Annotated in this window: 19 protein-coding genes; 12 read left to right on the forward strand and 7 right to left on the reverse strand. The window is 70.9% G+C overall.

Translation table 11 applies throughout. The features are described from left to right. Positions 1–78: 78 nt before the first annotated feature. Positions 79–531 carry a CoA-binding protein gene (locus tag ASG73_RS08375; protein WP_055994459.1) on the reverse strand — a complete coding sequence of 151 codons (453 nt, stop codon included), beginning with the start codon at positions 529–531 and terminating at the stop codon, positions 79–81. 127 nt (positions 532–658) lie between these two features. Between ASG73_RS08375 and ASG73_RS08380 the strand changes: the two genes are divergently transcribed. Continuing rightward, positions 659–1834, forward strand: a complete 1176-nt coding sequence (locus ASG73_RS08380) for a nucleotide sugar dehydrogenase (protein WP_268766354.1) — start codon at positions 659–661, stop codon at positions 1832–1834. 60 nt (positions 1835–1894) lie between these two features. Continuing rightward, positions 1895–3073, forward strand: a complete 1179-nt coding sequence (locus ASG73_RS08385; RefSeq protein ID WP_055993464.1) for an acyl-CoA dehydrogenase family protein — start codon at positions 1895–1897, stop codon at positions 3071–3073. 389 nt (positions 3074–3462) lie between these two features. On the opposite strand, the gene ASG73_RS08390 is transcribed toward ASG73_RS08385, so the two are convergent. Continuing rightward, complete coding sequence (locus tag ASG73_RS08390; protein WP_055994464.1) at positions 3463–4323, reverse strand: 3-hydroxybutyryl-CoA dehydrogenase; 861 nt, start codon at positions 4321–4323, stop codon at positions 3463–3465. Between the two features lie 96 nt (positions 4324–4419). Here ASG73_RS08390 and ASG73_RS08395 point away from each other — a divergent pair, with 96 nt between their 5' ends. The 3 genes from ASG73_RS08395 to ASG73_RS08405 are packed head-to-tail and all read left to right on the forward strand — an operon-like array spanning position 4420 to position 7255. Further along, on the forward strand, positions 4420–5157 hold the full coding sequence (locus tag ASG73_RS08395) for a (Fe-S)-binding protein (RefSeq protein WP_055993466.1): 738 nt from the start codon (positions 4420–4422) through the stop codon (positions 5155–5157). Continuing rightward, positions 5154–6632, forward strand: a complete 1479-nt coding sequence (locus ASG73_RS08400) for a lactate utilization protein B (RefSeq protein WP_055993468.1) — start codon at positions 5154–5156, stop codon at positions 6630–6632. Before ASG73_RS08395 ends, ASG73_RS08400 begins: the two co-directional genes overlap by 4 nt. Then, positions 6629–7255, forward strand: a complete 627-nt coding sequence (locus tag ASG73_RS08405; protein ID WP_055993470.1) for a LutC/YkgG family protein — start codon at positions 6629–6631, stop codon at positions 7253–7255. Before ASG73_RS08400 ends, ASG73_RS08405 begins: the two co-directional genes overlap by 4 nt. Here the strand turns inward: ASG73_RS08405 and ASG73_RS18375 are convergent, their stop codons facing one another. Then, positions 7256–8641 carry an LCP family protein gene (locus ASG73_RS18375; RefSeq protein ID WP_235499400.1) on the reverse strand — a complete coding sequence of 462 codons (1386 nt, stop codon included), beginning with the start codon at positions 8639–8641 and terminating at the stop codon, positions 7256–7258. A gap of 93 nt (positions 8642–8734) precedes the next feature. On the opposite strand from ASG73_RS18375, the gene ASG73_RS08415 reads away from it, so the two are divergent. Both ASG73_RS08415 and ASG73_RS08420 read left to right on the forward strand, forming a co-directional pair. Continuing rightward, a complete protein-coding gene (locus tag ASG73_RS08415) occupies positions 8735–9715 on the forward strand; it encodes a glycosyltransferase family 2 protein (protein WP_268766355.1) in 981 nt (326 codons plus the stop codon). A gap of 18 nt (positions 9716–9733) precedes the next feature. Further along, positions 9734–11890: a SpoIID/LytB domain-containing protein gene (locus ASG73_RS08420; protein ID WP_156466211.1), complete on the forward strand. Its 2157-nt coding sequence runs from the start codon at positions 9734–9736 to the stop codon at positions 11888–11890. 30 nt (positions 11891–11920) lie between these two features. Here the strand turns inward: ASG73_RS08420 and ASG73_RS08425 are convergent, their stop codons facing one another. Then, positions 11921–12559: a CoA transferase subunit B gene (locus ASG73_RS08425; RefSeq protein WP_055993474.1), complete on the reverse strand. Its 639-nt coding sequence runs from the start codon at positions 12557–12559 to the stop codon at positions 11921–11923. Between the two features lies 1 nt (position 12560). Then, positions 12561–13367, reverse strand: coding sequence for a CoA transferase subunit A (locus ASG73_RS08430; protein WP_055993476.1), 807 nt, complete (start codon positions 13365–13367; stop codon positions 12561–12563). 290 nt (positions 13368–13657) lie between these two features. On the opposite strand from ASG73_RS08430, the gene ASG73_RS08435 reads away from it, so the two are divergent. Continuing rightward, positions 13658–15946 (forward strand): peptidoglycan-binding domain-containing protein, encoded by a 2289-nt coding sequence (locus tag ASG73_RS08435; RefSeq protein WP_156466212.1) that lies wholly within the window; start codon positions 13658–13660, stop codon positions 15944–15946. 42 nt (positions 15947–15988) lie between these two features. Here the strand turns inward: ASG73_RS08435 and ASG73_RS08440 are convergent, their stop codons facing one another. Then, positions 15989–16693, reverse strand: coding sequence for a TIGR03089 family protein (locus ASG73_RS08440; RefSeq protein ID WP_055993480.1), 705 nt, complete (start codon positions 16691–16693; stop codon positions 15989–15991). Between the two features lie 49 nt (positions 16694–16742). Between ASG73_RS08440 and ASG73_RS08445 the strand changes: the two genes are divergently transcribed. From ASG73_RS08445 to ASG73_RS08460, 4 genes are all read left to right on the forward strand, one after another. Beyond that, on the forward strand, positions 16743–18845 hold the full coding sequence (locus ASG73_RS08445) for a hypothetical protein (RefSeq protein ID WP_156466213.1): 2103 nt from the start codon (positions 16743–16745) through the stop codon (positions 18843–18845). A 65-nt stretch (positions 18846–18910) separates the two neighbouring features. Beyond that, a complete protein-coding gene (locus ASG73_RS08450) occupies positions 18911–20812 on the forward strand; it encodes a glycosyltransferase family 4 protein (RefSeq protein ID WP_055993484.1) in 1902 nt (633 codons plus the stop codon). Then, entirely contained in the window at positions 20809–21816 is a 1008-nt protein-coding gene (locus tag ASG73_RS08455) for a lysylphosphatidylglycerol synthase transmembrane domain-containing protein (RefSeq protein ID WP_055993486.1), read from the forward strand. Before ASG73_RS08450 ends, ASG73_RS08455 begins: the two co-directional genes overlap by 4 nt. 11 nt (positions 21817–21827) lie before the next feature. Further along, positions 21828–22676, forward strand: coding sequence for a methyltransferase domain-containing protein (locus tag ASG73_RS08460; protein ID WP_055993488.1), 849 nt, complete (start codon positions 21828–21830; stop codon positions 22674–22676). Here ASG73_RS08460 and ASG73_RS08465 read toward each other — a convergent pair. Further along, positions 22640–23518 carry an aminoglycoside phosphotransferase gene (locus tag ASG73_RS08465; RefSeq protein ID WP_200946732.1) on the reverse strand — a complete coding sequence of 293 codons (879 nt, stop codon included), beginning with the start codon at positions 23516–23518 and terminating at the stop codon, positions 22640–22642. The two genes, ASG73_RS08460 and ASG73_RS08465, sit on opposite strands and share 37 nt — an antisense overlap. Between the last annotated feature and the right edge of the window lie 29 nt (positions 23519–23547).

The raw sequence follows: 23547 nt of genomic DNA on the forward strand, positions 1-23547 counted from the left end.
CGGGGGTCTCCCCCCTTCGCTCGCATTCCCCTATGGCAATGCGAGCGGGACAGAGCATTGCCATAGGGGAATGCACGGTCAGCGCGAGGCGCCCTCGTTGCGCAGCTCGCGCCACTCGATCTTGGGGCAGGTGTCCATGACGACGAGCAGGCCGGCCTCGCGGGCGCGGTCGGCTGCGGCCGGGTCCTCGACGCCCAGCTGCATCCAGATGGCGTCGATCTTGAGGCGGTCCTTGTTGGCGATGACCTCGTCGACGACGGCGCCGACCTCCTTGCTGTTGAGGAAGAGGTCGACGACCTTGATGTCACGGTCGGGGATGTCAGAGATCGTCGCGTAGCCGGTGTCCCCGTCGACCTCCTCGGCCTCGGGATGCACCGGGATGATCGCCTTGTGCATCTCGTGCTTGAGCCACCGTGCGACGCGGTGGGCATCACGGTCGGTGTTGTTGCTCAGACCCACGACCACCCAGGTGCCGGGGTCAGCGATGAGACGTCGCATCGTCTCCGTGTCGTTCTTGTGCGTGAGGCTCATGTGACCCATCCAACGCGCACTGAGGGCGGGAATCAACGGTCCACGCCCACCTGTTCACGGAATGTCGGTCTCCGTCGGTCATACTGCGCCGGGGAACCACCCCACCACCGAGCTCCGTGAGGACCATGTGACTACCAAGATCGCCGTCGTCGGGACGGGCTACGTGGGCCTGTCCATGGCCGTCCTGCTGGCCCAGCACAACCAGGTGGTCGGCTTCGACATCGATGCCCGCCGTGTGGAGATGCTGAGCGCGGGGCGCAGCCCGATCCAGGACGAGCAGATCGTCGACTTCCTGGCCAACCGCGACCTGGACCTGACCTTCACGCTCGACAACGAGCAGGCCTACGCAGACGCCGACTTCGTCGTCATCGCGACACCGACGGACTACGACCCGGACACCAACTACTTCGACACCTCGTCGGTCGAGAGCGTGGTGCGCGATGTCATGCGGATCAACCCGCAGGCCGTCATGGTCGTCAAGTCCACGATCCCTGTCGGCTTCACCGCCAGCCTGAGCGAGCAGCTGGGCACGGACAACCTGATCTTCAGCCCCGAGTTCCTGCGCGAGGGCCAGGCGCTGCGCGACAGCCTCCACCCCAGCCGGATCGTCGTCGGCGAGGTCAGCGACCGCGGCCAGCAGTTCGCGGACCTGCTCCTGGGTGGCGCCGAGGACACCGACACCGCCGTGCTGCTGACCCACTCCACCGAGGCCGAGGCGATCAAGCTCTTCGCCAACACCTTCCTGGCGATGCGCGTGGCCTACTTCAACGAGCTGGACACCTTCGCCTCGCGCCTGGGCCTCGACACGCGCCAGATCATCGACGGGGTCGGTCTGGACCCGCGCATCGGCACCCACTACAACAACCCCTCCTTCGGCTACGGCGGGTACTGCCTGCCCAAGGACACCAAGCAGCTCCTCGCCAACTACGAGGACGTCCCGCAGAACCTCATGCAGGCCATCGTCGACTCCAACCGCACCCGCAAGGACTTCGTCGCCGAGGACATCCTGCGCCGCGACCCCAAGGTCGTGGGCGTGCACCGGCTGATCATGAAGGCCGGCTCCGACAACTTCCGCGCCTCCTCCATCCAGGGGATCATGAAGCGCCTGAAGGGCAAGGGCATCGAAGTGATCATCTTCGAGCCGGCCATGGAGGAGGAGGTCTTCTTCGGCTCCCGCGTCGTGCGCGACGCCGAGGCCTTCAAGCGCGAGGCCGACGTCATCATCGCCAACCGCCGCACCCCCGACCTCGCGGACGTCGCCGACAAGGTCTACACGCGCGACCTCTTCGGCACCGACTCCTGACTCGAACCCGCACCGGACGTCCGGGCCCGGGCCGGCGGGGCACGGGTAGCATCAGGCTCCGTGAGCGCGAACCCAGACTTTGACCTGTTCCGGACCAACGAGGACCACGAGGCCATCCGCGAAGCGGTGAGGGCGGTCGCCGAGGCGAAGATCAAGCCCTTCGCCGCGGAGGTCGACGAGGAGTCCCGCTTCCCGACCGAGGCAAACGAGGCGCTCATCGCGAGCGACTTCCACGCGGCACACGTCGCCGAGGAGCACGGTGGCGTCGGCGCCGATGCGCTGGCCGTCTGCATCATCATCGAAGAGGTCGCCCGGGTGTGCGCCTCCTCGTCCCTCATCCCGGCCGTCAACAAGCTCGGCTCGATGCCGGTGATCCTCGGCGGGTCCGACGAGATCAACGCCAAGTACATGCCGCGCCTGGCCAAGGGCGAGGGCTTCAGCTACGGACTGTCCGAGCGCGAGGCCGGGTCCGACACCGCCGGCATGAAGTGCAAGGCCACCAAGGACGGGGACGACTGGGTCCTCAACGGTCAGAAGGCGTGGATCACCAACGCCGGCGAGTCCGAGCTCTACACCGTGCTCGCGGTCACCGACCCCGACGGCGCCCGCGGCAACAACATCTCGGCCTTCGTCGTCGAGAAGTCCGACGAGGGCTTCGGCTTCTCCGAGAAGGAGCGCAAGCTCGGCATCAAGGGATCGCCCACCCGCGAGCTGCACTTCGACAACTGCCGCATCCCCGGCGACCGTATCGTCGGCGCCGAGGGCGAGGGCCTGAAGATCGCCCTGCGCACCCTCGACCACACCCGCGTCACCATCGGCGCGCAGGCCGTCGGCATCGCCCAGGGCGCCCTCGACGAGGCGCTGGCGTATGTCAAGGAGCGCAAGCAGTTCGGCAAGAACATCGCCGAGTTCCAGGGCATCCAGTTCATGCTCGCCGACATGGCGATGGAGCTCGAGGCCGCCCGCCAGATGGTCTACGTCGCCGCCGCGAAGTCCGAGCGCCACGACGCCGACCTGTCCTTCTTCGGTGCCGCCGCCAAGTGCTTCGCCTCCGATGTCGCCATGAAGGTCACCACCGACGCCGTCCAGCTCCTCGGCGGCGCCGGCTACACCCGCGACTTCCCGCTCGAGCGGATGATGCGCGACGCGAAGATCACCCAGATCTACGAAGGCACCAACCAGGTCCAGCGGATCGTCATGGCGCGCCAGCTGATCAAGGGCCTGCCCACGGCTCGCTGAGCCCTTCCGCTGATCGAGGTGTGAGGCCGCGGGCCAAGCCTCGAGATCATTCCCGGCGCCGCCTCGAGGTCGAGGCGGCGCACGGAAAAGTCCGGACCGCTTCGCGCGTACGTCACGTCGCGCAGGCAGTCCGGACTTTTCTTTGATGCGCGCCGCCCCCACCTCGAGACGGCTTCTCGCTTGGGCCCGGCGTCGTTGTGCAGGCCCGGTCCCCCCGAGAGGGTGGGCCGGGCCTGCACAACGACGCCAGGCAGCGTCACGGTCACTGAGGGCGTGGGTGGAGGTCGGGGCGGCCCGACTCATGACGCAGGCCGTTCACGGCCGGAGTCTTAGGCCGTCCGAGCCTCCACGCGCACCCGTTGCTGCCCGTTGCTGTCCGGGCGAAGGCGTCAGGTCTCGTAGGTGTAGAAGCCGCGGCCGGACTTGCGGCCCATCAGGCCGGCGTCGACCATGCGCTGCAGGAGCGGCGGGGGAGCGTAGAGCGGCTCCTTGAACTCCTCGTACAGCGACTGGGCGACGGCCATCGTGGTGTCGAGGCCGATGAGGTCGGCCAGCGCGAGGGGGCCCTGCGGGTGCGCGGCGCCCAGGACGAAGCCCTGGTCGATGTCCTCGGCCGTCGCGAAGCCCGACTCGTACATGCGGATCGCGCTGAGGATGAAGGGGATCAGCAGGCTGTTGACGACGAAACCGGCGCGGTCCTGGCAGGTGATCGCGTGCTTGCCGAGCTCACCGTCGACATAGCGACGGGCCCGCTCGACGGTCTCTTCGGCCGTCATCAGCGAGGGGACGAGCTCGACGAGCTTGAGGACCGGGACCGGGTTGAAGAAGTGCACGCCCAGCACGTTGGAGGGGCGCTTGGTGACCGTCGCGAGCTTCATGATCGGGATGGAGCTGGTGTTCGAGGCGAGGATCGCGTCCGGCGAGGTGACGATCTCGTCCAGCTGCTTGAAGAGCTCGACCTTGGCGCCCTCGTCCTCGACGATCGCCTCGACGACCATGTCGCGGTCGGCGAGGTCACCGAGCTGCGTGACGACGCGGATGCGCCCGAGCACCTCGTCGGCACTGTCGAGGCGGCCGCGCTCCTGCGCGCGGCGCAGCGACTTCTCCAACCGACCGCGTCCCGCGTCGGCGCGCTCCCGGCTCGACTCGACGACGATGACGTCGGAGCCGGCCCGGGCGCACACCTCGGCTATGCCGGCACCCATGAGGCCGCATCCCACGACCCCGATCTTCTGCAGCGTGTTGTCCATGGTCAGCACGATATGTCCGTGTGACCCGATGCACATCATCGGGTCGGGGGCATAGCGTGAGGAGCGACCGCCGAACACCGACGAAGGGGGCCCCTCATGCGGGTCGCGCTCATGGCCACGTGCCTCGGGGACACGATGTTCCCCGATGTCGCCAAGGCCACCGTCACCGTCCTCGAGCGGCTGGGAGTGGACGTCGACTTCCCTGAGGCGCAGACCTGCTGCGGCCAGCCGATGATCAACACCGGCTACCTCGACGAGGCCGAGCCCGTGGTGCGGGTCTACCACCGGGCCTTCGCGGACCACGACGCCGTGGTACTCCCTTCGGGCTCCTGCGCAGGGTCGGTGCGCCACCAGCACGAGATCGTCGCCCGACGCTCCGGCGACGCTGGCCTGGTGGCCACGGTCGAGCGCCAGGCCCACCGCGCCTACGAGCTCAGCGAGTTCCTCGTCGACGTCCTCGGGGTGACCGACGTGGGCGCGAGCTTCCCCCACACCGTCGCGTATCACCCGACCTGCCACTCGCTACGCATGCTCGGGGTCGGTGACCGGCCCCGCCGTCTGCTCGAGGCGGTCCGGGGGCTCGAGCTCGTCGACCTCCCGGGGGAGCGGGAGTGCTGCGGCTTCGGTGGGACCTTCGCGCTCAAGAACGCCGAGGTGTCCAGCGCCATGGGCCAGGACAAGGCCGACAGCGTCATCGCCTCCGAGGCCGAGGTCCTCGTCGCAGGGGACTCCTCCTGCCTCATGCAGATCGGCGGGGTCCTCTCCCGCCAGCGCGTCGGGGTGCGCACCATGCATCTCGCCCAGGTCCTCGCAGCGCAGGAGGAGAGCGCATGAGCGCCGATGCACCGACCTTCCTCGGGATGCCACCCTTCCCCGAGGCGGCACACGAGGCGCTCGGCAACGAACAGCTACGTCACAACCTCCGCCGGGCGACGGGCACCATCCGCGACAAGCGGGCCCAGGTCATCGGCGAGCTCGACGACTGGGAGGGTCTGCGCACTCGCGCGGCGCTCATCAAGGACACGGCGCTGCACGACCTCGACCGGCACCTCGTCGAGCTCGAGGAGCAGCTGGTCGCCCGCGGCGTCACGGTCCACTGGGCCCGCACCGCCGAGGAGGCATGCATGATCGTCGGCGACATCGCGCAGTCGCACGACGTCGACGAGGTGGTCAAGGTCAAGTCCATGGCCACCCAGGAGATCGAGCTCAACGAGGCGCTTCAGGCGCGGGGCATCGCCGCCTGGGAGACCGACCTCGCGGAGCTGATCGTCCAGCTCGGTCACGACCTGCCGAGCCACATCCTCGTCCCGGCCATCCACCGCAACCGCACCGAGATCCGCGACATCTTCCGCGCCGAGATGGGGCAGGTGGGCCGCGCCGCGCCCGAGGACCTCACCGACGACCCGGCGCAGCTCGCCGAGGCGAGCCGGCTGCACCTGCGGGAGAAGTTCCTGCGGGCCCGCATGGCGGTGTCCGGGGCCAACTTCGCGGTCGCCGAGACCGGGACCCTCGTGGTCGTCGAGTCCGAGGGCAATGGCCGGATGTGCCTGACCCTGCCCGAGGTCCTCGTCAGCGTCGTCGGGATCGAGAAGGTCGTGCCGACGTGGGACGACCTCGACGTCTTCCTCCAGCTGCTCCCGCGCTCGAGCACCGGCGAGAGGATGAACCCCTACACCTCGACGTGGTCCGGCGTCACCGAGGGTGACGGCCCGCAGGAGTGCCACGTCGTCCTGCTCGACAACGGGCGCACCCGGGCGCTCGCCGACGAGGTCGGCCGGCAGGCCCTGCGGTGCATCCGATGCTCGGCCTGCCTCAACATCTGCCCGGTCTACGAACGCACCGGGGGGCATGCCTACGGCTCCGTCTACCCCGGCCCGATCGGGGCCATCCTCAACCCCTTGCTGAAGGGGGTGGGGCACGACGAGCAGGTCGACTCCCTTCCCTTCGCCTCGAGCCTGTGCGGAGCCTGCTACGAGGTCTGCCCGGTCAAGATCGACATCCCGACCGTGCTCGTCGACCTGCGTGCGCAGGTGGTCGACGCCCACCGTGAGGACCGGCGCCCGCACGCGGAGGCAGCCGCGATGCGAGCCGGCGCGTGGGCCATGGGCTCATCGCGTCGGATGGCACTGGGGCAACGGGCGAGCGGGCTCGCCGGTGCGGTCCTGGGGCGGGTCAGCCGCAGGGCCAACGCGTCCGGACGACAGGTCTTGGGCTGGCTCCCTTCGCCGGGCTCCGCGTGGACCCGCACCCGGGACCTGCCGGTCCCACCGACAGAATCCTTCCGACGCTGGTGGAAGAGGACCCGATGAGCGCGCGCGACGAGATCCTGACCGCGGTCCGCGAGGCCGTCCGAGACGCCCCTCGAGGGCAGCCGCCGGGCCCGCAGCCCACCGTGCCGCCCACAGACCGGTCGGCGATGCTCGAGCGCTTCGCCGCCCTCGCCGCCGACTACCGGGCGACGGTCATCAGGTGCAAGGCGTCCGAGGTGTCCGTCCACGTCCTGAAGGCCCTGCGCGACGCGCGACGGGTCATCCTGCCCGCGGGGCTGCCCGAGGTCGTCGTCGAGGCCGTCAGCGGACGGTTGGGCAAGGATGCGGTGGCCGCGGACGCGGCCGGGCACGCCGAGCTCGAAGGCTTCGACGCGGTGGTCACCACGTGCGCGGCCGGGATCGCCGCCACGGGGACCGTCGTCCTCGACCACGGCGAAGGCCAGGGCCGCCGCGCCCTGACCCTGCTGCCGGACCTGCACGTGTGCATCGTGCGGTCCGGGCAGGTGGTCCCCGACGTTCCCGACGCCGTCCGGCGACTGGACCCGCAGCGGCCGCAGACGTGGATCAGCGGACCGAGCGCCACGAGCGACATCGAGCTCAGCCGGGTCGAGGGCGTGCACGGCCCCCGGACGCTGGTCGTGCTGCTCGTCGGGGACCGCTGATCAGGAGTCGCTGGGCTGCACGACGACCGGACGGTCCTGGCGCAGGTCGTCGAAGAGCTGCTTGGACTTCGCCTCGTCCCACTGGACGGCGGTGCCGGAGGCGGTGGGCAGCGCGTTGTTGGAGACCGGGACCGTCACGGAGTACCCGTCGCCCTTGGCGATCGACCGGAAGGCCCAGAAGGCTCGAGCGGTGCCGAACATCGAGTCGTCCTCACCCACGGTGAGTGCTCCGGCGCTCTTCGTGCCGATGGAGTGCACCTTCCATGGCTGCAGGACGGTGCTCGGCGTGGCGATCTTGCCCATGAGTGCGCCCAAGAACTGGCGCTGGCGCTTGGCCCGACCCAGGTCGCCCTCCGGGTCTGAGTACCGGGCCCGGACGTAGCCGAGGGCATTCTTGCCGTCGAGGTCCTGACAGCCCTTCTTGAGGTTGATGTGCGCCTTCTCGTCATTCATGTCGTTCTTGACGCAGATGTTGACCCCGCCGACGGCGTCGACGACGCTGGCGAAGCCGCCGAAGCCGATCTCCATGTATCCGTCGATCTTCAGGCCGGTGCTCTGCTCGATCGTCTGACCCAAGAGCTTGGGTCCGCCGATGCTGAAGGCGGCGTTGATCTTGTTCATCCCGTGGCCGGGGATCTCCACGTAGGAGTCGCGGGGGATCGACATCAGCGTCGACTTGCCGCTCCCGGTGTGCAGCACGAGGATCGAGTCCGTGCGCGCGCCGCCGGTGTCCGGGCCCGTGCCCAGGCGCCTGCGGTCCTCGGCTGACAGGCCGGCGCGCGAGTCGCTGCCCACGAGGAGCACATTGCGACCTTCGCCGCCCTGCGGACGATCGCCGCTGGGCGTGGCATCGACCCGAGCGACCTCGTTCCACGCGGAGTTGACCGCCCAGATCATGCTGCCGCCCCAGAGGACCGCGAGGACGAGCACGACGGTGAGGAAGGTGCGCATCGGTCGGCGACGACGGCCCGGGCCGCCCTGGTCGCGAGGACGGTCGCCCGGGCGCCGGGGCCCTGACCCTCCGGGGGGAGGGGTGCGACGCTGCGGCCGGTCGGGACGATCTGCGGTCGGGCGCGAAGGGGGAGTGCCGGCCGGCATGACCCGCGTGCGGGGCTCCTCGGTGGGCCGGCGACCGGAGGACGGACGGGGGGACTGCGCCTGCGGGCGTGGGCGCTGCGCCCGGGCGCGCGGAGCCTGCTCGGCGGGGTCGGGACGGCGAGGGCGCTGGCGCTTGCCGGTCGGGATCGCGCGGGCGTCGTCGCCGCTGCGGGGCCCCTTGCGGACGTCGAAGGTCATCGCGTCGTCGTCGAGGCGACGAGGGCTGGGGCGTTTGCCGCTGGGGCGCTCGCCAGCGGGCCGGCCGGGACGGGGGGGACGATCAGGCATGCCATGGAGAATAGGAGCAAAGGCTGGTACCCCGCCGTACGAGCGCGGCGAGTCCCCGAGGAAGTGAGGGTGACCTTGTCCATACTGGAGCGCGTGTCCCCTCGCGTCAGCGTCATCATGCCCGTGCTCAACGAGTCACGGCACCTCGCCGACTCGGTCGCGATGGTGCTCGGTCAGGACTGGCCTGGCGAGCTGGAGCTCGTGCTGGCGCTCGGCCCGTCGAGCGACGCGACCGACGAGATCGCTGCCCGGCTGAGTGCGCAGGACCCGCGCGTGCGGACCGTCCCCAACCCTTCGGGGCGCACCCCCGAGGGCCTCAACGCCGCGATCGCGGCCTCGACCGGCGAGATCATCGCCCGGGTCGACGCGCACGCCGAGATCCCCGGTGACTACCTGCGGGACGCCGTCGCGGTCCTCGAGGAGACCGGCGCGGACAACGTCGGCGGGATCATGGACGCCGTCGGGGTCAGTGCCCTGGAGCGGGCGATCGCCTGCGCGATGAAGAGCCCGCTCGGGGTGGGCGGCTCCCGCTTCCACGTCGGCGGGCAGGCGGGCGAGTCCGACACGGTCTACCTCGGGGTCTTCCGCCGGGAGGCCCTCGAGCGGGTCGGTGGCTACGACCCGCACTTCGCCCGGGCCCAGGACTGGGAGATGAACCACCGCATCCGCACCACCGGCGGCCGGGTGTGGTTCACGCCCGACCTGGTGGTCACCTACCGACCGCGGTCGAGCCTCACGAGGCTCGCCGACCAGTACTTCAACTACGGCCGGTGGCGCCGGGTCGTCGCGCGCCTCCACCCCGGTACGGCCAACCCCCGCTACCTGGCGCCGCCCACCATGGTCGTCGCCACGGTCGCCGCCACCCTGCTCGGGTTCGCCTGGCGGCCCGCCTGGCTCGTCCCGGCGGGTTACGCAGCGGGCGTGACGCTCGGCGGGTGGGCGATCTCGAAGGGGGAGGAGCCAGCCGTGCGCGTGCGGGTCCCGGTCGCGATCGCGACGATGCACTGGTCGTGGGGCCTGGGCTTCATCACGAGTCCGACCCGTCTGTCAGCAGGGCTGTCCCCGACGAACTGAGCAGTGCACAATCACGGCATGCCGGACTCCCTGCGCCACCACTCCCTCGCCGCCCTCCTGGGCGCCGTGATCGCCGTGTCCCTCGTCCTCGTGCCGACCCCTTCTGCCGAAGCGCGCGCCGTGACCACCTCGGCAGCAGCCGACCAAGAGGTCTCGTCCGCCGCACCCGGCCCGTGGACCTTCAGCGGGGCCGGCTTCGGTCACGGCGTCGGCATGAGCCAGTACGGCGCGCTCGCGCAGGCGAAGGCCGGTCGCAGCGCGCAGCAGATCCTCGCCTTCTACTACCGGGGAACGACTTACGACGCCGCCCCGGACACCTCGACGATCCGGGTCAACGTCGTGCGTGGGCAGAGCTCGACGTCCGTCGTGGGCCGGGCACGCTCGACCGGCGGCGGTGCCGTGCGGGTGACGGCGGGGTCGACGACCCTGCGCGCGGAGGCGGGGGAGACGATCTCCCTACGGCGCTCGGGCACCGTCGTCATCGCCACCTGCTCCACGTGCACCCCGACGTCGATCCGCGGCAGCTCGATCACCACGACCTGGGACGAGCGGCGCACCGACCTGTCCCTCTCGGGCCGGCGCTACCGCCACGCGCCGCTGGTCTTCACGCCCACCCCGGGTGCCGCCACCCTCGAGGGAGTCCTGCACCTGCGGCTGTCCGACGAGTACCTCGACCAGGTCCGTGAGGTGCCGTGGTCATGGCCGGCCGCGGCCCAGGAGGCGCAGGCTGCCGCGGCTCGGGCCTACGCCCTGCGCAAGGTCGCGGCCGGCGTGCGATCGCACTGCGCGTGCCACGTCACGGACGGGCAGGCCGACCAGGCCTACGGACCGGTGCCGGAGGGGAGCGAGGCGACGTACTGGTCACGGTGGAGATCAGCGGTGGCAGCCGGTGGGAGCTCGACGACCGGATACGTGCCTCGGTACCAGGGCCAGATCATCGAGGCTCTCTACTCGTCGTCCTCGGGCGGCCGCACGGTCAACAACGAGGACATCTGGCCGGGCGCCCCCGTGCCGTACCTGCGGGGAGTCGCCGACTCGTGGAGCACCACCACCGACAACCCCCGACGCGCGTGGAGCGTCTCGGTGACCTCGGCGCGCCTGGCCTCAGCCTTCGGGCTGCCCGACGTCGTCTCGCTCGACCTGTCCGAGCGCACGTCCGCCGGTACGGTCCGTAACGCCCGAGCGACCTCCTCCACCGGCACGACTCGCAGCCTGCGCGGCGACGACATGCGCCGTGCGCTGGGGTTGTCCTCGGCCTTCGTGCGCCGACTGGCCACCCGGGTCTCCGATGGCACCCCCGCCGACCTGGCCGCAGTGTCGGCGCGCACCGCGCCCGACACCGCCAGCACCGTCATCATCGCGAGTGGCGCCGAGGCCCATGCAGCCCACCTCGTGATGGCCCGGCCGCTCGCCGGTTCGCTCGGCGCGCCGCTGCTCCTCACCGACCCGACGCGGCTGCTGTCGCCGACGACGCGGGAGCTGGACCGCCGGGGCTCGAGGATCACCAAGGCCTATGTCATCGGAGGGGCGTCCATGGTCGCGTCGTCGGTGGCCACACAGCTGCGGGCACGCGGGATCGTCGTGAGGAGGGTCGGGTCGGACAACGAGGACGTGACGGCCGCCGCGATCGTGGACCTCATGGCGGGCACCGGCCGCATCATCCGGGCGGGCGTCTTCACCCGGTCGGCGATCAACGAGGCCGGCGCCTTCTCCTCGGTGGCAGCGCTGCGGCGCGAGCCCATCGTGTGGTCCAGCTCCACTGCCGTGGGGTATCGGGGCAAGGCCGCGCTGAGACGCGCGGGCGTGAGCAATGTGCGACTCCTCGGGTCGACCGTGCGGATACCGACCGCCGTGGCGACAAACCTGACGGCGGGCGGGTTCCGGTCGATGCGGTTCGCCGGGACGCACTCGCACCAGGTGTCGGCGCAGATCGCCGAGTACTTCCGGCCCTACGTGCGCGCCACAGAGGTGGTGCTGGCCCGCACCTCGCCGGAGCGGACCGTCGACGCGGCGCTCGCGGCCGGCTACGGCTCGCCCGTGCTCCTCGTGGGGACGGGAGTCCATCCAACCGTCACGCAGGTGGTCCAGAGCACTCCCCAGTGGTCGTCGGTCCGAGCCTTCGGACCCTACGCACGGGTGTCGTCGACGACGCTGGCCCGGGTCAGGAATGCCTGAGCCGGGCCAGCGGAAGTCGTCGGATGCTCGTCAGTCGAGGTCGACGCGCAGGTCAGCGCCCGTCTTGTCGAGGACCTCGTCAGCCGTGACCCCGGGGGCGAGCTCGCGCAGGACGAGCCCCTCGTCCGTGATGTCGATGACGGCGAGATCGGTGATGATGCGCTGGACGACGCCCTTGCCGGTGAGGGGCAGCGCGCACTCGCGGACGATCTTGTGCGAGCCGTCCTTGGCGACGTGCTCCATGAGGACGATGACCTTCTTGGCACCGTGGACGAGGTCCATCGCGCCGCCCATGCCCTTGACCATCTTGCCGGGGATCATCCAGTTGGCGATGTCGCCGTTCTCGGCGACCTGCATGGCGCCGAGGATCGCGGCGTCGACCTTGCCGCCGCGGATCATGCCGAAGCTGGTGGCGGAGTCGAAGATGGAGGCGCCCTTGCGCAGGGTGACGGTCTCCTTGCCGGCATTGATCAGGTCGGCGTCGACGGCGTCTTCGCTCGGGTAGGCGCCGACGCCCAGGATCCCGTTCTCCGACTGGAGGACGATCTCGACATCGTCGGGGACGTAGTTGGGCACGAGGGTCGGCAGACCGATGCCCAGGTTCACGTAGTCGCCGTCGGTCAGCTCGCTGGCCGCGCGGGCGGCCATCTCCTCACGGGTGAGTGCCATGTCAGGCCTCCTTCTGGCTCGTGATGGTGCGCTTCTCGATGCGCTTGTCGGCGGCCTGCTCGGGGGTGAGCTGGACGACCCGGTGGACGTAGATGCCGGGCAGGTGGATCGAGTCCGGGTCGAGCTCGCCCGGCTCGACGAGCTCCTCGACCTCGGCGATCGTCACGCGACCGGCCATGGCGCACAGGGGGTTGAAGTTGCGGGAGGTGGTGCGGAAGACGAGGTTGCCGTGGCGGTCGCCCTTCCAGGCACGCACGAGTGCGAAGTCGGTCGCGATGGCATCTTCGAGGACGAACTCGTGCTCCTGCGTCGTCGTCGTACCGTCCGTGCCGCGGCTGGCCACGGCGAAGGTGCGCGTCTCCTTGGCGGGGGAGGCGACGACGATCTCACCCTTGTCGTCGTAGCGCCAGGGCAGGCCGCCGTCCGCGATCTGGGTGCCGACACCGGTGCGCGTCCAGAAGCCGGCGATACCGGCTCCGCCCGCCCGCAGCTTCTCGGCGAGGGTGCCCTGGGGCGTCAGCTCGACCTCGAGCTCACCGGAGAGGTACTGCCGCGCGAACTCCTTGTTCTCCCCGACGTAGGAGGAGACCATCCGCCGGATCTGGCCACCGGCGAGCAGGACGCCCAGGCCCCAGTCGTCCACTCCACAGTTGTTGGAGATGCACTCGAGGTCACGCACCCCCTTCGCCTGCAGTTGTGCGATGAGCACGCTCGGGATGCCACACAACCCGAACCCGCCCACCGCCAGTGTCGCGCCGTCGGGGATGTCCGCGACGGCCTCGGCTGGGGTGGTGACGACCTTGTCCATGAGCGACACGGTATCTGCCACGACGTGCGCGGCGAGTGTGGGGGAAGGACATGGCGCGGGCCGCCACGCAGATGCGGACGACACCGCTCAGAGACGCGGTGCGGGACCGGTGCTTGGCACCGGGAGTGAATTACAGGGACGTAACTACCCCTGTGGGGCTGGCGTGTCAGATGTGACTCGTGGAATAAGAGTGTCTGGTTGTGATGTCTGGGAGCACTGTGACAAGTGTGACGAGGCGGACCTGCCATCCCTGATCGGGTCCCTGCCCGCGTCCACACAAGGAGCCTCGCGTGTCTCGTTCCGTCCGCATGGTCGGCGCTGTCCTCATTCCGGCCTTCACTCTGCCGCTCGCCGGCACAGCCACCGCCCGCAGCGCTGAAATCCCCCCTCCGCCGACGAACCAGAACCTGCCCAAGGAACTCGACGTCGCGTCTCCCTACATCCCCCAGTCGGTGTGCGACCCGGATCCGAAGCCCGGCGTCACGGCCTTCGCCCGGCTCATGGCCAACCACTACGACGAGTTCAACTACGGGATCTCCCGGGCCTGCAACTACGGCCTCACGGAGCACTCAGAGGGACGCGCCCTGGACTGGATGCTCAACGCCTACGACCCGCACGAGAGGGCGGTCGCCGACGGCGTCATCTCGTGGCTCCTTGCGCCGGACTCCGAGGGTCGACCCGCGGCGATGGCGCGCCGCTTCGGGATCATGTACATCATCTTCGACCGTCAGATCTGGGGGACGTACCAGATGGAGGACGGGTGGCGCGCCTACAACGGCAGCAGCCCGCACACCGACCACATCCACTTCAGCTTCAGCTGGGACGGCGCGATGGAGCGCACGTCGTGGTGGACCGGGGCCGCGTGGACCGGTGTCACCCAAGGGCCCGGCGGTCCCGTCGTGCCGCTCCCGGACGCGACCTCGTACCCGACCCTGCGCGAAGGGGCATCCGGTCCGGACGTCCAGCTCGCCCAGAAGGTCATCGGGGTCACTGCCGACGGCGCCTTCGGACCGGCGACCAAGTCGGCGCTGCGCACCTGGCAGAGCAGGAACGCAGTCCCGGTGACCGGTGTCCTGGACGAGGCCACCTGGGACAAGATGGTGAGCAACGGGGACATCCCCGCGCGCGGTGCGGCCACGCCCGGAGGCGCCCTCGACAAGTACCTCAAGACCACAGTCCGTCTTGGCTCCACCGGCGACGGGGTCAAGGCCCTGCAGCGTGAGCTGAAGGTGACCGCTGACGGTGCTTTCGGTCCGCAGACGGAGCAGGCCGTCAAGGCCTTCCAGAAGGACAAGAAGCTCAAGGTCGACGGTGTGGTCGCTCCCAATGTGTGGCGCGCACTGGCGGGTCTGTCCTACACGAAGGACGGCGCCACGTCGGGTACGACGAGTGACCTCGACGCGTACCTGAAGACCACGATCCGTTCGGGTTCGCGTGGTGCCGCCGTCAAGGCCTTGCAGCGTGAGCTGAAGGTCACCGCGGATGGTGCCTTCGGTCCGCAGACGGAGCAGGCCGTGCGGGCCTTCCAGAAGGACAAGAAGCTCAAGATCGACGGTGTCGTCACSCCSAACGTGTGGAAGGCCCTGGCGGGCAMGTCCTACACSAAGGACGGYGTGACGTCGGGTGCCACCAGCGGTCTGACCGCGTACCTGAAGACCACGATCCGTTCGGGTTCGCGTGGTGCCGCCGTCAAGGCCCTGCAGCGTGAGCTGAAGGTGACCGCGGACGGTGCTTTCGGTCCGCAGACGGAGCAGGCCGTCAAGGCCTTCCAGAAGGACAAGAAGCTCAAGGTCGACGGTGTCGTCACGCCCAACGTGTGGAAGGCCCTGGCCGGCAAGTCCTACACCAAGGACGGTGTGACGTCGGGTGCCACCAGCGGTCTGACCGCGTACCTGAAGACCACGATCCGCTCGGGCTCGCGTGGTGACGCCGTCAAGGCCCTGCAGCGTGAGCTGAAGGTGACCGCGGATGGTGCCTTCGGTCCGCAGACGGAGCAGGCCGTCAAGGCCTTCCAGAAGGACAAGAAGCTCAAGGTCGACGGTGTCGTCACCCCCAACGTGTGGAATGCCTTGGCCGGCAAGTCCTACACGAAGGTCGCCGCCACGAAGGCTCCCACGGCGAGCGCCAAGGTCGTCACGACGACCGAGTTCGACAAGCTCCGTTCGACCGTCCTGGCGAGTGGTGCCCGCGGCGCTGAGGTCAAGGTGCTCCAGCGAGCCCTGGGCGGCATCGCCGTGGACGGTTCCTACGGCAGCGGCACCGTCAAGGCAGTTCGTGCCTTCCAGGAGGCAGAAGGTCTGCGCGTCACGGGGATCGCCGACGAGAAGCTGTGGATCACCCTCGAGCGGCGGTCCTACCCCTTCCTGAGGTATCGCAGCACCGTCCTCAAGCCCGGCTCGTCGGGTCAGGCCGTTCGCGCCCTCCAGGGTGCGCTCGGCCTCGAGGCCGACGGCGACTACGGCTCGGCGACCAAGGCCGCGGTCCGAGAGCTGCAGGCTCGTCACCACCTCACCCGCACCGGCTATGTCGGCAGCGTGACGTGGCAGGCGCTCGAGCGCGAGGTCCGCTCGAAGAGCTGACCGCTCATCGCCGCTGAGGGCGTCACCGCGACCGCACGTCGGTCAGGCGGTGACGCCCTCGGCGTCTGCCCGTCGGCTGAGTGTCTGCTCGTCGGTCGGACCCAGGTGGACGACGAGCGAGCCTTCCGCCGACCACACCGCCAAGGACGTGCGTAGGAGGGCCTCGGCCGACGGGTCGACGAGCTGGACCCTCGCTCCCTTCGTCGTGGGGGTGCTCGTGGAGCCGAGGTCCTCGTAGCTGGTCTCCTGCCCGGCCACGCGCAGGGCGATGTCGTCGCCCTGGGGCTCGTTCCATGCCGCGAAGAGGTCGCCGTGGGTGGACAGGTCGGCCGCCTCGTCCATGACCCCGTCGGGGAGCGCCAGCCCGGCGCCGCGCGCGAGCGCGGCCCGGGTCACCAGCACGGCCGGTCCGTCCTGGGGCAGCGCGGCAGGGTCGTCGGTCACGACGAGATCAGCCGAGCCCTCGCCGTCGAGATCGAGCACGGCACCGACCGACCAGACCGCCCAGGCCCAGTAGGTCAGGCGCCAGTGCGGGCGCATCGCGATGTGCACCACGGACCCGGGCTCGATGTCCCACTCCTCCTGCAGCGCGTTGGACGCCTTGCTGACCCAGTTGCCGAGGACCCGCGCCGACAGCTCGACCCGCTCTCCGGCCGTGGGGCCGGGCAGGTCGTCGTAGCAGGTGATCCGCGGCGAGGCGGAGTCGATGCGCTGGAGGGTGGCGAGGACGTCGGCAGGAGTGGGCATGGGGCCAGCCTACGAAGAGAGGGCCGCCCCGGCGGATAGCGTGGCCGCCGTGGAGATCCCGACGGCCGAACGCCCAGACCTGGCCCCCCTGCTGGAACGCGTCGTCGTCGCGGCGGCACTGTGGGTGGTTCTCCTCGGCTTCCTCGGCTCCGTCATCGCGTGGATCGGCGCGTGGATCCCGGTCGTGGGCTTCACGACGGCGCTCGTCACCGCGGCCCTCGCCGTGCGCCTCTCCCGGCACCTGCCCACCCCGGCCGGACGGCCTCTGGGCCCGGTGGCCGCAGGGGGGCTCGTCCTCGGGGTGCTCGCCGTGACCGTCTGGACCGGCGCGACGCACTCGGAGCAGGTTCTCCCGCGCCGAGATTCCGCGAGCTATCTGCAGGCGTCGATCTACCTGGCCGAGACCGGGAGCCGCCCGGTGGCCATCGACCCCGCCACGATCGGCGGGCCGCAGACGCTCGCAGAGGACGGACTGACGCTCGAGGCTCCCGCCTTCTACGAGATCGGGTCGCCGGCCGACCCTTCGGTGCAGCCGCAGTTCATGCCCGGACCGGCGCTGGTCTACTCGCTGCCGTGGTGGGCAGGTGGCTCGACCGCCACCCTGTGGACTCCTGCCGTCGTGGGTGGTCTGGCGCTGCTGGCGATCGGCCTGCTCGTCGGCAGGGTCGTCGGACCGTCGGCGGCGGCTCCGGCCGCGTTGCTCGTCGGCGCCTGCTTCCCGTGGCTGCACACGGCCCGCTCCACGTACTCCGAACCTCTCGCCGGCCTCACCCTCGGCGCCGGCTTCCTCGCCCTGACCCTGCTCCTCAGGGCAGCCGAGGACACTCACGACGACTCCCGTGACCGGACTGCGGGCGCGATGTGGCGCGGTGCTGCGCTGATCGCCGGTGTGCTCATCGGCGGCACCGCGATCGTGCGCATCGACGCCCTGCGCGAGACGATGCTGCTCATCCCCGTGGCGGCAGTGCTGCTCGCGAGGTCCAGGGGCTGGGCGCGCCACCTCCTGACCGGTGCGGTCGGCACGACCCTTGCGGGGTTCGCCGTCGCCGGCGTCATGAGCTGGCGCTACCTGGGCGAGATCGGAGGGTCGCTCGTGCCGCTCGTCGGACTCGTCGTGCTCATGTCGATCGGCTGCTGGTGGCTGCTGCGCCGGTCACGCGCCGGCTGGTCCCTGCCGGAGTGGCTCACGGCTCGCCTCCCGGTGGTGCTCGCCGGGGGAGTGGTCGTCGTCGGCGTGCTCCTCGCCCTGCGGCCGTTGGCCCTGACGACCCGTCAGAACCCGCGTGATCCCGGAGCCATGTACGTCGCGCGCATGCAGGCCGAGCTGGGACTGCCGATCGACGGCGGCCGCACCTATGCGGAGCACTCCGTCGACTGGCTCTCGTGGTGGGTCGGCCCGACCGCCCTGATCATCGCCCTCGTGACGCTGGCGGTCCTGGCCCGTCGCCTCGGGACCTGGTGGGCGAAGGGAGGGTCCCTCCCGGCGTGGAGCGCGGCCCTCTTCGTCACGACCGGCTCGACCCTCCTGACGCTGGTGCGGCCGGGGATCACCCCAGACCACCCGTGGGCCGATCGACGACTGCTCATCGCCCTTCCCCTCGCGTTGGTGCTGTGCGTCGCTGCTGCGTGGTGGGCGGGCGCTCGGGCTCGCGGACGGTGGGGGACCTCAGCGGGTGCCGCTGTCCTCGTCGTCCTCCTGGCCGCGACCACCGTCCCGACGATCATGGCGACGTGGCCGCACCGCGCCGAGCGGGTGGAGGCCGGAGGCCTGGCCGCTGCCCAGACCTACTGCGATGCCCTCGAGCCGGGAGACGTGGTCCTGGCCGTGGACGACTGGGCGGTCAACCACTGGACCCAGGTGACGCGGGGCATGTGCGGGGTGCCTTCCATCGCGACGACCGGGAAGTTGCGTGATGACCCCGACCAGGTCCTCGCCGCTGCCCGACGGCTCGACGACCGGGTCCGCGCCCGTGGCGGCAGGGTGTTGCTCGTGGCGCACAAGGAGCCGCAGACGCTGCAAGACCTGGGTGCCGCCGACGTTCGGGTCGTCCTCGACACGCAGCTCATGGAGGACCCCCATGCCCTCACCCAGAGGCCCGATCAGTTGGACCCGCTGCGCCTCGTCGTGTGGACGGGTCGCGTCCCGAGATGACCGCACCGGTCGCATAGGCTTCCCCGAGATGAGCGAGCACCACGACACCGAGCCGACTGTCCCCGATGAGTGACGCCTCGCTGAAGATCGCGGTCGTCGGGCCGACCCACCCCTACAAGGGCGGTGTCGCCTCGCACACCACGACGCTCGCCCACGAGCTCGAGGCAGCGGGCCACGACGTCACGCTCGTGTCCTGGAGCCATCTCTACCCGAGCTTCTTCTACCCGGGCGAGCAGTCGGTCCCCAGCTCCGGCGACCCGGACGTCCCTCCCTTCGCTCGCACGGTGCGAGCCCTGTCGTGGGCGCGCCCCGACTCCCTCGTGCGGGCCGGCCGTCGGCTCCGCGACGTCGACCTGATCATCGTCGTGCACGTCATCCCGCCCGTGGTGCCGCTCCACCTCACCCTGCTGCGTGCCGCGGGTGTCGGACGTACGGCGCTCGTCGGCCGCGGCCCCCGCACCGTCGTCATCGCGCACAACGTGCTGCCGCACGAGCCACACCCGGGTGACGCCGCTCTGATGCGTACCTTCTTCCGCCGGGTCGACGCCGTCGTCGTCCACTCCGCCGAGCAGTCGCGCCTGGCCCGTGAGCTCGACGCCGAGCACGTCGTCGTCACGGACCTGCCTCCCCACCTGCCCGGAGGCGACCCCGTCGACCGCCGCGACCATCAGGGACCGGCCCGACTCCTCGCCCTGGGGCTCGTTCGGGCCTACAAGGGGATCGATGTGCTCATGCGCGCGATGCTGCGGGTGCCAGACGTGACGCTCACGGTCGCCGGGGAGATCTGGGGCGACACCGGCGACGAGATCCGTCGACTGGCCGAGCACCGAGACCTGCGAGACCGGGTGCAGATCCACAGCGGGTACGTGCCTGCCGAGCGGATCGCGCCGCTGCTGGCCCAGCACGACGTGCTCTCGCTGACCTACCGCAGCGCCACCGCGAGCCAGAACGTCCTGCTCGCCCACCAGCACGGTCTTGCGGTCCTCGCCTCCGACGTGGGGACCTTCGGGGACCAGGTGCGCGACGGTGTGGACGGCTACCTGGTCCCGCCCGAGGACGAGGACGCGCTCGTCGAGGTCCTCCAGCGCCTGAGCGACCCCACCGAGGTCGCCCGCATCCGCGCCGGCGTCACCCAGCCGGACCTGCAGGCGCCATGGGTCCGCTACGTCGGCACCCTCGAGGCACTCAGCTCGGCCGACGTGATGGCCGACCCCACCCGCCCGGCCCCTGTGCGCCGCCGATCCCGGCTCGGTCGGGTCGCCGACCGGGCAGAGGACCTCGTGAGCCTCGCCAGGCTCGCTCGGGCCCGACGCAGTCCCCGGCTGGACCTCGACCGCTCCGACTTCCCGTCCTGGGTGCGGGCCACCGACGTCCTGGCCCACGACGAGGACGCCCGACGGGCCCGCGACGCCGCGCGTGAGATCGGTCTGCCGCGCGGCGGCGACGAGATCGCGGAGTGGGCCGCGCTCGGCGCGCTCGAGGTGCTCGTCACCATGCGGGACCAGGGACGACGCGAGGCCCTGATCATCGACGCCTCCGGGGGCGGGTCGCCCTTCGGTCGGTGGGCCCGTGCCGCCGGCTACGCACCCGTGGAGGTCGAGCTGACCGGCGCGCGATCGTCCATGACGCTGCTCGACGTGGACACCGCCACCTTGGACTTCGTCACCCGGCTGCACCCCGATGACGCCGGCGCGAGTGACGTCGACGAGACCCTCACCCAGGCCGGGTGGGCGCTGCGGGCCGGTGGCCTGCTGTGCCTCACGCTGCCGATCGGCGGCAGCGCGGACGACGTCATCGGGGGAGCGGCCGACCTGCGGGCCGTCGTCGCGCGGGCCGCCGACGCAGGGCTGGACCTCGTCGGCGACGTGGACGGCGACCTCACCGCGCGCCTGCGGCACGCCTCCCGGGTCAGCTCTGACCCGGACGCGGCCCACGCCCTCGTCCGCCTGACGCTGCGCCGCCGATGAGCACGACAGGGGCGAGTCTGCAGCCACCTCGGCGCCGCGGCCGCAAGAAGGTGCTCGACGTGCTGCGCATCGGCTTCCTCGTGGTCGTCCTCGTCGCGGTGGGCATCGCGCTGTGGAGCAACTGGGCAGAGGTCCGGGGTGACCTGCGCCGGCTCGGTCCGGTGACCCTCCTCTCGGCCACGGCCTTCGCTCTCCTGTCGCCCTTCTTCACCGTCCTCGGGTGGCGGGTGCTGCTCGCCGACCTCGGCTCGCGCCTGCACATCGCCCCGGCCAGCGGGGTCTTCTTCGTCGGGCAGCTGGGCAAGTACCTGCCCGGCTCGGTCTGGTCGGTCGTCGTGCAGACCGAGATGGCCGCCAAGCTCGGCGTGCCGCGGCGCCGCAGCGCGGTCGTCGGGCTCCTGTGCATCGCGCTGTCGGCGCTCACCGGGATGATCGCCGGTCTACCGGCCCTGCCCGTGCTCCTCACCCGCGGCGACACCGCCATCCCGTGGTGGTCGCTGCTGCTCATCATCGCGGTGCTCGCAGTCCTGCTCTGGCCGCCACTGCTCAACTGGGGCATCCGCACCATGCTGCGCATCCTCGGCCGCGAACCCCTGGACCATGCCCTGACCCCCGCCGCGGTCGGCCTGTCCAGCCTGTGGTTCCTGCTGTCGTGGCTCGTGGGAGGGCTGTCCGTGTGGGTCATGGCCCGCAATGTCGCGCCCGACGACGCCGACGCCTCGAGGCTCCTGCTCGTCGCCGTCTCGGGCTATCTCCTGGCCGCAGGCATCGGCATGTTCAGCATCGTCGTGCCGGCCGGAGTGGGCGTGCGCGACGGTGTCATGGTCCTGCTCCTCACCACGCAGATGCCGATCTCGGCCGCGACCGCGGTCGTCGTCGTCGCGCGATTCCTCACCGTCCTCGCTGATGTCGTCTGGGCGGGTATCGGCTGGCTCTGGGCGAAGTCCCACCACCTGCTGCCCGGCGGACCCGCGCCGGACCTCGACCCGACCCCCTCCTCGTAAGGTGATCTCCCATGTCTGACTCCACCTCCTCCAGCCAGGTCGCCGCGCCCCCCGGAGGGCGGCTCCTGGCCGTCGCCAAGCGGGGCGCCGAGCATCTCCTGTGGGGCCGGGTGGCCGTCCAGCGTCGGCTCGAGGCCCTGGCGAAGGGGGACCGGCCGCTCCCGACGAGCGTCGCGCCCACAGGTGTGCTCACGGACGCCGCCACCTGGCGCCGGGCCACGGCCGAGGCCAAGCGACTGCGCCTCCCGCTGCACCGCGACCTGCCCAAGAACTGGGATGCGCTCGGCGCCGTCGCCGCCGTCCTCGACCTCGTCGACGACGGGACGCGCAGCGCGCGGATCATGGATGCCGGCAGCGCGCGGTACTCACCGGTCCTGCCGTGGCTGCGCCTCTACGGCTTCGGCGCGGCAGCCGGCTCGCTCATCGGCATCAACCTCGAGTTCGGGTCGCAGGTCACCCGCGACGGCGTCGTCTTCCGCTTCGGCGACGTCACCGACACCGGGTTGCCCGCCGGCCACCTCGACGCCATCACCTGCATGTCGGTCATCGAGCACGGGGTGCCGCTCGAGGGCTTCATCGCGGAGTCGGCCCGGCTGCTGCGCACCGGAGGCGTCCTCGCGGTCTCCACCGACTACGACCAGGACCCGCCGGACACCACCGGCAAGGTGATCTACGGGTCCCAGGTGCACATCTTCTCGCCCCAGGAGATCCGCGACCTCGTGGCGATGGCCGATCGTCACGACCTCGAGCTGGTCGGCACGCTCGACGACCGGGCGCTGTCGCACACGGAGCGACCCGTCCACTGGGGCAGGGTCGACCTCGACTACACCTTCATCCTCCTGACCTTCCGCAAGCGCTGACCCGACGGTTCACGGGGCAGGGTGACGAGCAGCGGCGACAGGGCCTCCTCGTAGGCAGCGCCATCGGCCGGCCGGTCGCTGAGCAACCGGAAGATTGCCGCCCGCACCATCGCCTGCCGTCGCGCGCCCAGGGTCCAGGCCGTCATCGCCTCGGGGTCGGCGGCGAGCCACAGCACGCTGTCGAGCACCGCGGTCGCCTCGGCCCACAGGGCCGGCCGCCAGTACGGGCTGACGTCGATCACCACCGGTGCGCCGTCGGGGTCGAGCAGGATGTTGCCGGCGAGGTCGCCGTGGACCAGATGGTCCGGGCCCATGTCGGTGGTGTCGCGGGCCCGGGACAGGCGGCGCAGCAACCGCTCACCGGCTGGGTCCAGGGTGCCTGACGGCAACGGCAGCTGCTCGAAGGCAGTCCGCTCCGCCACCGCCCACCGATCGGCCACGGCGGGGTCGGTGGGCAGACGGTGGGCAGGTGGCCACGACGAGACCGCGCGGGCCAGCTCCGCGTGGAGGATCGCGCCTACCGCGCTCGTCGCGGCCAGGTCCCTCAGCTGCTGGGTCCCCGGCTCGTAGCGGGTGGCGCCCCATCCCTCGACCACCCAGCTGCCGTCGCGTGCCGGGACGGGCATGGCGATGCGCAGGTCGCGACGGTCCCGCCCCGGGCGGCTGTCGAGATCCGCCGCCAGCCGCGCCAGGAGAGGGTTGAGCAGGTCGAGGGTGGCCGGGTCGCGGTCCGGCGACAGGACGAGGTCGCCGGCGCGCACGCTGTGGCCCTGCCCGCCGGGCACCGGGGTGAGGTCCCCGGGCACGGCGAAGAGGTCCAGCACGTGCTCGCTCGGTCGCATGGCCATCACGCTAGGGCACGACGCGAGGC

The organism is Janibacter sp. Soil728 (assembly GCF_001428305.1).
Classification (GTDB): domain Bacteria; phylum Actinomycetota; class Actinomycetes; order Actinomycetales; family Dermatophilaceae; genus Janibacter.